This is a genomic window from uncultured Coprobacter sp. (assembly GCF_947855755.1).
Classification (GTDB): domain Bacteria; phylum Bacteroidota; class Bacteroidia; order Bacteroidales; family Coprobacteraceae; genus Coprobacter.
Map to the genome: position 1 here is coordinate 151,943 of NZ_CANUAR010000005.1, position 12,476 is coordinate 164,418.

General features: G+C 36.9%; 10 protein-coding genes. 6 read left to right on the top strand and 4 right to left on the bottom strand.

The window, feature by feature from the left end; translation table 11 throughout:
* Positions 1-20: 20 nt before the first annotated feature.
* Genes Q0093_RS04940 through Q0093_RS04950 form a run of 3 tightly spaced genes read right to left on the bottom strand, consistent with a single transcriptional unit; the run spans position 21 to position 4,011 of the window.
* Positions 21-1,637, bottom strand: a complete 1,617-nt coding sequence (locus tag Q0093_RS04940) for a hypothetical protein (protein ID WP_297928688.1) — start codon at positions 1,635-1,637, stop codon at positions 21-23.
* Positions 1,638-1,640: 3 nt separating this feature from the next.
* Positions 1,641-2,675, bottom strand: coding sequence for an HlyD family secretion protein (locus Q0093_RS04945; protein ID WP_297928690.1), 1,035 nt, complete (start codon positions 2,673-2,675; stop codon positions 1,641-1,643).
* Positions 2,676-2,697: 22 nt separating this feature from the next.
* Positions 2,698-4,011, bottom strand: a complete 1,314-nt coding sequence (locus Q0093_RS04950; protein WP_297928692.1) for a TolC family protein — start codon at positions 4,009-4,011, stop codon at positions 2,698-2,700.
* 232 nt (positions 4,012-4,243) lie between these two features.
* Between Q0093_RS04950 and Q0093_RS04955 the strand changes: the two genes are divergently transcribed.
* The 3 genes from Q0093_RS04955 to Q0093_RS04965 all read left to right on the top strand — a co-directional run bounded on the left by Q0093_RS04955 (position 4,244) and on the right by Q0093_RS04965 (position 7,326).
* Positions 4,244-5,143 (top strand): AraC family transcriptional regulator, encoded by a 900-nt coding sequence (locus tag Q0093_RS04955; RefSeq protein WP_297928694.1) that lies wholly within the window; start codon positions 4,244-4,246, stop codon positions 5,141-5,143.
* Between the two features lie 381 nt (positions 5,144-5,524).
* A complete protein-coding gene (locus Q0093_RS04960; protein ID WP_297928696.1) occupies positions 5,525-6,424 on the top strand; it encodes a helix-turn-helix domain-containing protein in 900 nt (299 codons plus the stop codon).
* Positions 6,425-6,450: 26 nt separating this feature from the next.
* Complete coding sequence (locus Q0093_RS04965; protein WP_297928698.1) at positions 6,451-7,326, top strand: AraC family transcriptional regulator; 876 nt, start codon at positions 6,451-6,453, stop codon at positions 7,324-7,326.
* An 87-nt stretch (positions 7,327-7,413) separates the two neighbouring features.
* Here Q0093_RS04965 and Q0093_RS04970 read toward each other — a convergent pair whose 3' ends face one another.
* Entirely contained in the window at positions 7,414-8,601 is a 1,188-nt protein-coding gene (locus Q0093_RS04970) for a pyridoxal phosphate-dependent aminotransferase family protein (RefSeq protein WP_294177657.1), read from the bottom strand.
* Positions 8,602-9,150: 549 nt separating this feature from the next.
* On the opposite strand from Q0093_RS04970, the gene lpxD reads away from it, so the two are divergent.
* From lpxD to lpxA, 3 genes are read left to right on the top strand one after another with little or no spacing between them, the layout of a single operon-like run.
* Positions 9,151-10,191, top strand: a complete 1,041-nt coding sequence (gene lpxD, locus Q0093_RS04975) for a UDP-3-O-(3-hydroxymyristoyl)glucosamine N-acyltransferase (protein WP_297928700.1) — start codon at positions 9,151-9,153, stop codon at positions 10,189-10,191.
* A 40-nt stretch (positions 10,192-10,231) separates the two neighbouring features.
* Entirely contained in the window at positions 10,232-11,614 is a 1,383-nt protein-coding gene (locus Q0093_RS04980; protein WP_294177659.1) for a bifunctional UDP-3-O-[3-hydroxymyristoyl] N-acetylglucosamine deacetylase/3-hydroxyacyl-ACP dehydratase, read from the top strand.
* An 11-nt stretch (positions 11,615-11,625) separates the two neighbouring features.
* On the top strand, positions 11,626-12,402 hold the full coding sequence (lpxA, locus tag Q0093_RS04985; protein ID WP_294177660.1) for an acyl-ACP--UDP-N-acetylglucosamine O-acyltransferase: 777 nt from the start codon (positions 11,626-11,628) through the stop codon (positions 12,400-12,402).
* Positions 12,403-12,476: the final 74 nt, after the last annotated feature.

Here is a 12,476-nt window from a genome sequence, read left to right on the forward strand (position 1 = left end):
CATTTTTTATTAATAATCTTTTATATCGACTGCGGTTGTTCTTTCTTTATATTTCTGATTTTTCCCGACATCCTCAACTCATGCTTTATAAAACGACGAATAGTTCTATACTTCGGATGCAATACATATCGAGGACGAATAGAACTTTCTTTGATCATAAATAATAAAAGGCATAATAAACTCAATAAAGTAAGCCAACCGAATATTTCTTTCATCGATACAATCAAGGCTTGTTGCTGCAATACACCGTAAAGTTCTTTTTTCGGAATTTGATTTGCAAGAACATTCACATGATCTAAAGTCGAGCCTAACAACATTCCATTTTTTTTCATTATGATACTCAGCATCCTTCCCAAAACAGCACTCCCTACAGCACCGCCAACCGCTGCACTGACAAAAGCCTGTACCGATACGGCCTGAAAAAAATATTGAAACGGAACTTTGGAGAGGGAAGTAAGAAAACAAATAGCGACTATCACATAAGCGACGCTTCGAAAGAATATCGGTAGATACAACGCTTCTTTCGGCAATCTGTAATCTATCGTAAAATAGAACATCATCAAATAAGCTGTTATTAATGAAAAAGCAATAACAGTCATTGTTTTATAACGCCATTTTAAACGGGCAAAAGTACAATAAGTAAAAATACTTCCGGCTATAATGCCACAAAGTACTACCCAATTAAAAGAAATTACATTTAAAGAATCAAACTTCAGTACAGACTCCGCATATATATGTTCGAACAAATGAGACGGAGCTAACAATATATTGATTACAATATATAGAAAGAACGTCATATATACGATTTTATACCGCAACGTTTGCAACGAAATATAGGGATGACGGATAAAAGACGCCCTCCATATATTCAATAGCAAAATTAAAGTTCCTATAACGGAAGCCATTCGTATATATACAGAATGGAACCATTCATAATGCTCTCCATATACACATATAAAAATAATACAAAGCAAAGTTAATCCCCACATCAATCCGCCAAGCCAATCTATTCCCCAAAGAGGTAATTTACGCATAGAGCGATAGTTCCGGAATAATACCCAAACAGTCAGCATTACCATACCAAGCAACCCGATAATCAACCAATGCATGTATTCCCATTTAGCCCAAAATACTGTATAAACTGTAATCAATCCCGATAATTGAATGCACGCTTGTACCAATAAATAGATATAGCAAAAGAAAACAGAAAGGTCTCTTTTCGGAGTTATCCATAATTGAACAGTCGAATTGCACTCGAATGTTCCCCACATTCGGAAAATACCTGCAAAAAAACAAGTCACGACAAGTACGAGAATACTCTGCGTATACATGCATATAAGATTACACACGATAATGGCAATACAACAGGTCATTAAGGATGTTTTCGATGCAAAACGGAATTTAAGTCTGAACATAATAGCAAATGTCAATGACATTCCTACCATAGAAGCATATCCAGCCATCATTATATCTTCTTGCATCAATGACATAGAACCAACCATTTCACTAACGGCTGAAAGATAAATTCCTCCTGAAAACTGAAAAATAATGACTATGGCAATAACAATCCAAGGCCTCAACCTATTCGGAACAAAATTGCGCATAGCCGGTATAGAAAAAGGATCTACCTCGTGCATGAATCAATAATTTACGACACATTCAACATTCATACCTGCACGTAAGCGACTCATATCTTCCGGTCTGTTATCATTCGAAAACTCTATACGTACCGGAATACGTTGCTCGACTTTTACAAAATTTCCGGCAGAATTATCTTGCGGAATAAGGGAAAAACTCGCCCCAGTAGCCCGAGATATCGACTTTACAACACCTTTAAACTTAATTTCAGGTACAGCATCCACTTCTATATCTACCAACTGACCGTTACAAATATGAGTAGTCTGTGTTTCTTTATAATTGGCAACTACCCATTTTTCTTTCTCATCAACAATATCGACCATTGTTTGTCCGGGTTGTACCAGTTGTCCTTCCTGTATTTCCTTTCGTCCCGTAGTCCCGTTACAAGGAGCTACAATTACCGTATATGATAGATTTAAACGGGCTATTTCCAATGCAGCTTGAGCTAATTTAATTCCCGCATCAGTCTGATCCAGACGCTTAGTCTGTTCCTGTTTTACGAGTGCTGCACTTTTTTTCTGTCTGAGCAAAAGCTCATAGCGGGCTTTTAAAGCTTCATAATTTGTTTTTACTGCGTCATATTGCTGCCGGGTAACAGCATCTTGTCCCAATAAATTCTTATATCGGTTATACTCCCTTTCTGAGTTATCCAAAAGGACTTTCGCTTCTTGAACTCCCGCATCCGACACCTCTATGTTATTGGATGTAGTATTTATTGTCGAAGTCATCACGGTCTTTCCAGACAGGGCACTTTGATAATCAGCTTCAGCCTGAGCCAATCGGAAACGAAACTCGGCATCTTCAATAATAACAAGCGTATCTCCTTTACAAACGGGTTGATATTCCTCAAAACAGATTTTTTTTATAAATCCCTGGACTCGTGAATTAACAGGTACTATCAACTGCTTAACCTGAGCATTATCGGTATATTCCACATTTCCAAGATGTATGAAACGAGTACTAACCCACACGATACCTATGATAATCAACAATCCGACGACTATATTATAAATCAATTTCTTAGTTTTATGTCTCATTTTTATACTATTTAATATATTATTATAAATTTCCCGATGCCTTTTTCAATTTGTAATAATTAAAAAGAATATTGATGCGGGCATTCACGACCTGTAATTCTGCGCTCAATTTAGAATTACTTGCATCAAGCATGTCGGTTATCAATGCCAAATCATTCAAATAACGGTTATTTACCACTTTATAATTCTGCTCTGCCAATTCAAGACTTTTTTCTTGAGTATCATAAACTGTAAATGCTTCTCTAAAACGGATATAGGCTTCCTTAACATTCATATGTATATTTTCCTGAAGCAATAAATCTTTCTCAACTGCTTTCTGCATAGAAAGTCGGGCTTGCCTGACTTTTTTACCGGATTTATATATCGAGCCTATATCATACTTTAAACCTATTCCTACATACCAATAATTAAGATTTTTATTTATCGGCGGCACTTCTATCGTAATAGGTCCGTCAAAATGATCTCCGGCAATTAAAGCCAATGATGGCAACCGTTCTGACTTTATAATTTTCTCATTATAATGAAACTGTTTGATATTCAGCTTCATCTGTTGCAAATCAGGTGAGGCAGTCAACGCTGATTCTTGCCAATACAACTCGCCCGATAATTCCGGTAACTTATCCAACAAGCATGTATCGACATCTATAATTGTTTCTTGTGGCAAACCGAGTACTGTAACCAGTTGGTCATTGGCAATTAAGATTCCATTTTGAATTTGCGTCAAAGCCAGTTCCAATGATTTCAACTGCAATTCATATCTTGTAATATCGTTTTTCAATGCAAGACCCTGTACTTGTTTTGCGGTGATATCCGACAACAATTTGCGCGTCTGTTCTATATTTTTTCGATAGACTTCTGCCTGATTTTTCAATTTATACATCTCCAGATAATTCCCGACAAGCAAAAAACGTATATCCTGTCTATTTTTCTCCTTATCCAATTGTGCCAACTGATATTGTAATTTCGAAACTGCAATTTTATTAGATATCGCTCCCCCTGCATAAATAATTTGAGAAGCCTCCAATGCCAAATTATTCCCGAAATGAGGCATCGAAGCATTCTGTCCGTTAGAGAAGTCTCTGTCCGACAACCATGCATCTCCTAAAAAACTCGCAGAAACAGAAAGCTCTATTGCAGGAAGCTTGGCATTTTCCGCAATTCTGACAGCTTGTTCCGCTTCCTCTTCAGCAATACGATAGGTCCGCACACTACGACTACACAAATCTGCTATCTCAAACATCTCATCGATACTCATTTTTCGGATATTCTGAGCTGTAAGAAATAAAATGCAATTTGAAAAAAGAAATAAAAAAAGAACTTTTCTAAAATCTACCATACCATTCGTTTATTATTATCCTCCAAATCCTGAACTCATTTAAAGTTCATAAAAATAGGATTGAAACAGAATATTTTTCTATCGCAGACAGAACATTAAATAAATTCTGAAAAACGATTGCAAAGTTCGTCCAAAAACTCTCCTACTGAAAATCCGAAAATGCATAAAATTGGTTTAATTTGAACATATAAAATAATTCTGCTACTTTTGTATAAAGGAAAATCAATACACGATGAAAGAAAAAATACATATTAAAAATATTCGAGAATTGTCTGTAACAAGAGGAGAATCGAACGACATGAGAAAAAAAATAAACTGCATCACAATTGATCATGCCGATGTCTACAACCAATTCTCCTCAGCAGTATATTTCGATGCTATCATATCTATATTGGTTTTATCAGGAAAAGCAGATATATACATCAATTATAAATCTTATCCGATCAGCAATAATACTTTGTTAATATTATCGTCTGCCCACTTATTTCATTTTTATGAATGCAGCAAAGATTTTAAATGTATATGTTTATTCGTCAGCAGAGACTTCATAAATGAGATGGACTCAACAGATATGATTTATCAAAGAATCAAATACGGAGTCCGACTATATAACACTCCGATAATGTTCTTAAACGAGAATAACAAAAACATTGCTCTAAAAAGGATCAATGCAATTAACGAGGCAATCGACAATACCGGACATTTTTATTATAAAGAGGTAATTCTTAATAATCTATTCGCCTTTTATCTTGATTTGAGCAACATCATAGAACATAATTCTCCGGCATCTCGGGGAGAAGGTAACCCGACCCGATACGAAAGTATAATCAAATCTTTTATAGAACTGTTAGCTGCCAATTATCGGGAAGAGCATAAAGTAGACTTTTACGCTTCACAGCTAAATTTATCAGCCCATTATCTAACCCTCATTGTAAAACGAGTTACCGGTCAAAGCGTATCTGACTTTATATTTGAAATGCTATATAGCGAATCTCGTACGTTATTGACTCATTCAAAGCTTTCTATACAAGAAATCAGTTCGGTACTAAATTTTTCAGACCAATCTTCCTTTGGAAAATTTTTCAAAAGAAAGGCTGGTATTTCACCGGCAGACTTTCGTAAAAAAAGATAAGATCAAATTTATTCATTGTCAATGGAAGAATTGACCGGTATTTGTATTAATTTAAGAGCCTGTCAGAATTTTCCGACAAAAAAATATTATCAGGTCATTTTTGTATTTTCTTCCGGTCTTTTTTCCCGTTTTCTCTCGTCAGACAGTTCGCTATTTTCCTCGTAAAAACAACAAAACATCCTCGAAAGAAAATCTTAAAACTGACCCAAGTAAAATTGAGATAGGCCCTAAGACGTTTCTTACTCGATAAATCTTATTACATTCAAAAGACATTTGTGCAAATATTACGGATAGTTGTAACATTATTACTGATTCCGAATAAAGAGGAACAACATTCATGTTTATATTGATTACATTTGTAACGGAATAAAATTAAGCACTATGGAAGAAATCATAAAGTTGGATACAGTAGATCAATATAACGAATTATTCGGTCTTGAGACACTACATCCGTTAGTAGGTGTAATAGATTTATCGAAAGCCACAAAATTTCCGACTCATTTCACACTGAATTACGGACTATATGCATTATTTCTGAAAGAAACCAAATGCGGAGATATTCGCTATGGAAGGCAGATTTATGATTATAAAGAAGGGACTGTCACCAGTTTTGCTCCCGGACAAATCGTCGAAACAGAAATTACAGACGGGATAAAATTAGGTGCTCATGGTATTTTATTTCATCCGGATTTGATAAAAGGGACATCATTAGGCAAGAATATAAAACAATACTCTTTCTTTTCCTATGCTTCGAATGAGGCTTTACATCTGTCAGAAGAAGAAAAAGAAATTTTTCTCGACTGCTTGAAAAAAATAAATATAGAACTTAGTCATCCGATAGATAATTACAGTAAATGCTTAATATCGAAAAACATCGAACTATTATTGGATTATTGCATGCGTTTCTATGCCCGGCAATTTATCACAAGATCAACTGTCAATAAAGATATTCTTACAAAATTCGAAAATTTACTTGAAGAATATTTTACAGATAATAAACCTAAAGTGGACGGCTTGCCTTCCGTTAAATATTTTGCAGATAAAGTATGTCTTTCTCCCAACTATTTCGGAGACTTAATAAAAAGAGAGACCGGAAAAACAGCACAAGAATATATACAAAATAAAATCATAGATCTTGCCAAAGAGATGATTGTCGGGACAGAAAAAACGATCAGTCAGATATCTTATGAACTGGGATTCCAATATTCACAACATTTTAATCGCATATTCAAAAAAAATGTGGGGTACACCCCGAATGAATACAGAAGGCTTCAGGTTTAAAAACAACGAAAATTTATCAAGCAGACATGATAGCGCAATGTGACAAATCGTTACACAGCAAAACAATACATCCGTTGATAAACATCGGCTGTTTATCCGATATATCGAATACTTTTATAAAAACCGGATTTTACCGTATTATACTAAAAGGCAGATCTTCATGCCCTGATTTCGGAAGATTGTGTTGCGATTACCAAGATGCAAGCGTAATATTCTTATCTCCGGAATATTCCCTGTCTCGTTTAATATCAGAAGACTTGAGTTTTTATAAAAAAAGCATATTTTTGTCTTTCCATGCAGATCTGGTCAACGCCTCTGCCATAAAAAAACATTTTGACGATTACTCTTTTTTCAATTATCGACAAGACGAATCTTTACACATCTCATTACGAGAAAAGAAAATTCTCACGGCTCGTCTCGAAGATATTTCTGATGAACTGAATTGGGGTATAGACAAATACACTAATATCCTGATCTCAGGAAAAATCGAGTTATTTCTGAATTATTGCAGACGTTTTTATACCCGACAATTTATTACAAGATCAGAGGTAAACAGATGTATAATACAAAAAACTAAACGGATGATCGATGAATATTTCTTTATGAACAAAATATCGGAAGAAGGTCTGCCTTCTTCCGAGTATTGTTCAAATAATTTAGACCTGTCTTCCGCATATTTCGAAGACCTGTTTAATCACGAAACAGGAATGAGCATAGCCGAATACATTCAATTAAGACGTATGCATCTGGCAAAAGAACGCCTTTGCAACACAAACAAAACAATCTCGTGTATCGCACGAGAATTAGGTTACCCTTCTCAACAATATTTCTGCAAATTATTTAAAAAATTATCAGGATATACACCGGATGAGTACCGAAATCCTTGCAGGTCAATATCATGATAGGTTCAATACAAAAATTCCCTCTATTCTTCATATTACAATCGAATAGAGGGAAAACTATGAATTAAAAAAGCCAATTTCTTTAAGCTATTTCAATAAGTCATATCGTTTAAAGCACTTTTGGATTTTATCAAGAGCAAAATCCAACTGTTCTTTCGTATGTGTAGCCATCAAAGAGAAACGGATCAATGTACTATCGGAAGGTACGGCAGGAGACACTACCGGATTTACAAATACCCCTTCATCGAAAAGTTCACGAGTAATGCGGAACGTTTTATTATTATCTCGAATAAATAATGGAATGATCGGAGTAGAAGTATTACCTATCTCACATCCCATATTACGAAAACCGTCTAAAGCATAATGGGTCATTTCCCAAAGATGCTCTATACGTTCGGGTTCACTCTCCATAATATCCAAAGCTGCCGATACTGCTGCTGTAGAAGCCGGTGTAATGCTGGCGCTAAATATATAAGATCGAGAATTATGACGCAAATAATTTGCCGTAATAGAGTCGGTAGCGACAAAACCGCCTAAAGAAGCAAACGATTTAGAGAACGTTCCCATAATCAAATCGACATCTTGAGCTACACCGAAATGATCGCAAGTTCCCCGACCCTGTTTCCCGAAAACTCCGATACCGTGAGCTTCATCTACATAGACCGCAGCATTGTATTTTTTTGCCAAAGCAACGATTTCAGGCAAATTGGCAACATCCCCTTCCATACTGAATACACCGTCCACAACAATCAATTTCACTTTGTCTTCAGGACAAGATTTCAGAACCTTCTCCAAAGAGGTCATGTCATTATGCTTAAACTTCAACTGAGTAGAAAACGAAAGACGACGTCCTTCGATAATCGAAGCATGATCGAGCTCGTCCCAGATAATATAATCTTCTCGTCCGGTAAGACAAGATATTACCCCCAAATTCACCTGAAAACCTGTCGAATATATAATCGCCTCTTCTTTTCCGACAAAACGAGCCAAGCGTTTTTCTAATTCTACATGAATATCAAGTGTTCCGTTCAGGAATCTCGATCCGGCACAACCAGTACCATATTTTTTTATTGCAGCAATCGCTGCTTCTTTAATTTTCGGATGATTAGTCAATCCCAAATAACTGTTCGACCCGAACATCAGCACTTTTTTGCCGTTGATAATAACTTCGGTATCTTGATCACTTTCTATTTCGCGAAAATACGGATAAACACCTAAAGCCTTCGCTTTTTGCGGTGCATCATATCTCGCTAATTTTGCTTGTAACAGCTTCATAATAATTAAAGAAGTTAACAGGTTATATAATTAAGTCATCAGATTTTCAAGGTATTACGCAAAATCGCCCAATACAATTAAAAATTTACAAGATGCAAAAATAAGTAATTATTTTTAATGTGGGATATTTCTGAATTAAATTTGTCATTTTTATTTTTCTCTGAAATCGACAGGTACATTAAGAGGTTGCCTGAATTTTTCGATAAGAAAATACGATCAAGTCATCTTTGCACTTTCTTCCGGTTTGTTTTCCCGCTTTCACTCGTCAGACAGCCCGCAACCTTCCTCATAAAAACAATAAAATATCCTCGAAAGAAATTTTCAAATCCGATCCGAGCAAAATTCAGACAGCTCCTAAGAGCCCGTTTCTATCTGATACTTGCTGCAAACTATAATCGGTCAAACAGACAAAGAGCACACAAAACTTTTTATAATACAGAAGTTTCCATACTTGAATAAAAACAGATAAATATCCGTCATATTTGAAAAAAAAATACGTAATTTGCAAAATGAAATAATTTTGTAACCATTAGAATTAACTTAATACGAATGGAATTTTCCGCACAGCAAATCGCCGATTTTCTTCACGGCGAAATTATCGGAGACAATCAAGTTAAAGTAAACAACTTGTCTAAAATTGAAGAAGGAAAGCCCGGAACACTGACTTTTTTGGCCAATCCCAAATATACGCATCACATCTATACAACCCAAGCCAGTATCGTTTTAGTAAATCGAGATTTCGAGCCCGAACAAAAAATAAAGGCGACACTAATTAAAGTTGACGATGCGTATTCTTGTCTGGCACAACTACTTAACTTAGTAAATCAAGCTCGTCCCGAAAAAAAAGGTATCGATAAAGATACATGCATTGCAGCGTCTGCAACAATTTCTCAGTCTGTATATATAGGTGCGTTCGCTTACGTAAGCGAAAATGTAAAAGTAGGAGAAAATGTCAAGATTTATCCTCAAGTTTACATCGGTGATAACGTAACGATCGGAGATAATACGATTTTGTACCCAGGTGTAAAGATTTACCATGACTGTGTGATCGGGAAAAATTGTATTATTCATGCAGGTGCGGTAATCGGAGCTGATGGTTTCGGCTTTGCTCCTCATAACGGTACATACGTAAAAATCGCACAGATCGGAAATGTAATCATCGAAGATCAAGTAGAGATCGGAGCAAACACAACGATCGACCGCGCCACAATGGGATCGACTATTGTAAGAAAAGGAGCTAAACTGGACAATTTGATTCAAGTCGCCCATAATGTAGAGATCGGAGAAAATACGGTCATGGCAGCCCAAGTGGGTGTTGCAGGATCAACGAAAATAGGCAGTCATTGCATGGTTGGCGGGCAAGTTGGTTTTGCAGGACACATCACTATCGGTGACCGGGTGAATATAGGTGCCCAATCGGGAATTCCTAACCACGTAAGTTCCGATGCAAGCATATTGGGTTATCCGGCAGTACCGGCAAGAGAATTTGCCCGTTCTACCGTGATGATAAAAAAGTTACCGGAATTAAACCAAACCGTTAAGCAGTTGCAGAAAGAAATTGAAAATTTAAAGAAACAACTCGAAAAGTAAGGCCTTTTCTTATTTAGAGTGCATTATTTAGAGAATATTTATGAAACAACAGACTTTACAAAACAGCTTCTCCTTAACAGGAAAAGGATTGCATACGGGAATGGACATCACAATCACATTCCTTCCCGCACCTGAAAATCACGGGTATAAAATTCAACGTATAGACCTTCCCGAACAACCGGTTATCGAAGCTGTCGCAGATCAGGTAAGTGAAACTCAACGAGGTACTGTAGTGGGAAAAAACGAAGTTGTCGTAAGTACCATAGAACATGCCATGGCTGCCCTATACGGAGCAGGAATAGATAACTGCCTGATACAAGTAAACGCTCCTGAATTTCCGATACTCGACGGTAGTGCCAAATATTATACCGACGCAATCGAAAAGGCCGGTATCGCCGAGCAAGAAGCAGAAAGGGATTATTACATCATCAAAGATAAAATCGAGGTTAAAGATGAAAATACCGGATCATCGATATTAGTATTACCGGACGATCATTTTAGCGTAAACGTACTGATAAATTTCGATTCGCCTGTTCTCAATAACCAATATGCTTGTCTGGAAGATCTGGAACTTTTCAAAGACGAGATCTCGGCAAGCCGTACATTCGTATTTGTCCGAGAAATAGAACCTTTGGTAAAACATAATCTTATAAAAGGCGGCGATCTCGACAATGCAATTGTCATATATGATCAAAAAACATCACAAGAAGAACTCGATCGTCTGGCCGATTTGATGAATGTCCCCCACAAACATGTAGATGAACTCGGATACATCAATAATAAACCTTTAGTGTTCGATAACGAACCTGCACGCCATAAGCTTTTAGATATACTCGGCGATATAGCTCTGATCGGGAAACCGATCAAAGGTCGCATCATAGCTACCCGTCCCGGACACAAAATCAACAACCAACTGGCACGCTCTATTCGCAAGGAAATGAAACGGCAAGAAATACAAGCCCCGTCATACGATCCGAATAAAGAGCCTATTATGGATGTGAATCGTATCAAGCAATTGCTTCCTCATCGGTATCCGATGTTATTGGTAGATAAAATTATCGAAATAGGGAAAAATCATATTGTCGGGGTAAAAAACTTTACATCGAACGAACCGTTCTTTCAAGGCCATTTTCCTCAAGAACCGGTCACTCCCGGCGTCTTGTTGATTGAAGCTATGGCACAAACAGGAGGATTATTGGTATTGAACACAGTCGAAGAACCGGAAAAATATTCGACCTATTTTTTAAAAATAGACAACGTAAAGTTCCGTCAAAAAGTAGTTCCGGGGGATACGGTTATATTCCATATTTCATTCATGACAGAATTACGCAGAGGATGTGCCTATATGAAAGGCTATGCTTTTGTAGGCAACAAAATCACAACCGAAGCTGAATTTATGGCTCAGATTATAAAAAATAAATAATACCCACTTTTATGAAACAACCATTAGCTTATGTACATCCGGAAGCCAAGATAGCTCCTAACGTGGTTATCGAACCGTTTGTTACTATCGATAAAAACGTAGTTATCGGTGAAGGGACGCGCATTGGTTCCAATGTAACAATTCTTGAAGGAGCTCGTATCGGGAAAAACTGCAATATTTGTTCCGGTGCGGTTATTTCAGGAATCCCTCAAGACCTAAAATTCAAAGGGGAAGAAACTACCGCCGAAATCGGAGACAATACCACTATACGCGAATGTGTTACAATCAACAGAGGTACTGCGTCAAAGGGTAAAACCGTGATCGGAAGCAACTGCCTCATTATGGCTTATTGTCATATCGCACACGATTGTGTTATCGGAGATAACATTATCATGTCAAATGCGACACAAGTAGCCGGAGAAGTACGAATCGATGATTTTGCTGTTATCGGAGGCGGTACTCTCGTACACCAGTTCTGCCATGTAGGTGCTCACGTTATGATACAAGGAGGGTCACTCATTAATAAAGATATTCCCCCTTACGTCAAAGCTGCCCGTAATCCTATTTCTTATGCCGGCATCAACTCTATCGGTTTGCGCCGACGTAATTTCACCAATGAAACCATACGTGATATTCAAGAAATATACCGATACCTCTATCTATCCGGCTTAAATAACTCGGATGCAATAGAACGTATCGAAGCAGAATTACCCGCAACTAAAGAAAGAGACGAAATCGTGCTATTTGTACGTAACTCTCAACGAGGAATTATTCGCGGTTATTTATAATATAAGAAATATATTCTATAAGGGGCTGTCCAAAAAGTCGGACAGCCCCTTTTGCTATTGTTTATTTCGGTAAA

Coding starts and splice junctions, on each gene's coding strand:
- lpxD (WP_297928700.1), top strand. CDS start 9,151: ATGGAATTTTCCGCACAGCAAATCGCCGATTTTCTTCACGGCGAAATT.
- Q0093_RS04950 (WP_297928692.1), bottom strand. CDS start 4,011: ATGGTAGATTTTAGAAAAGTTCTTTTTTTATTTCTTTTTTCAAATTGC.
- Q0093_RS04965 (WP_297928698.1), top strand. CDS start 6,451: ATGATAGCGCAATGTGACAAATCGTTACACAGCAAAACAATACATCCG.
- Q0093_RS04940 (WP_297928688.1), bottom strand. CDS start 1,637: ATGCACGAGGTAGATCCTTTTTCTATACCGGCTATGCGCAATTTTGTT.
- Q0093_RS04980 (WP_294177659.1), top strand. CDS start 10,232: ATGAAACAACAGACTTTACAAAACAGCTTCTCCTTAACAGGAAAAGGA.
- Q0093_RS04970 (WP_294177657.1), bottom strand. CDS start 8,601: ATGAAGCTGTTACAAGCAAAATTAGCGAGATATGATGCACCGCAAAAA.
- Q0093_RS04960 (WP_297928696.1), top strand. CDS start 5,525: ATGGAAGAAATCATAAAGTTGGATACAGTAGATCAATATAACGAATTA.
- Q0093_RS04945 (WP_297928690.1), bottom strand. CDS start 2,675: ATGAGACATAAAACTAAGAAATTGATTTATAATATAGTCGTCGGATTG.
- Q0093_RS04955 (WP_297928694.1), top strand. CDS start 4,244: ATGAAAGAAAAAATACATATTAAAAATATTCGAGAATTGTCTGTAACA.
- lpxA (WP_294177660.1), top strand. CDS start 11,626: ATGAAACAACCATTAGCTTATGTACATCCGGAAGCCAAGATAGCTCCT.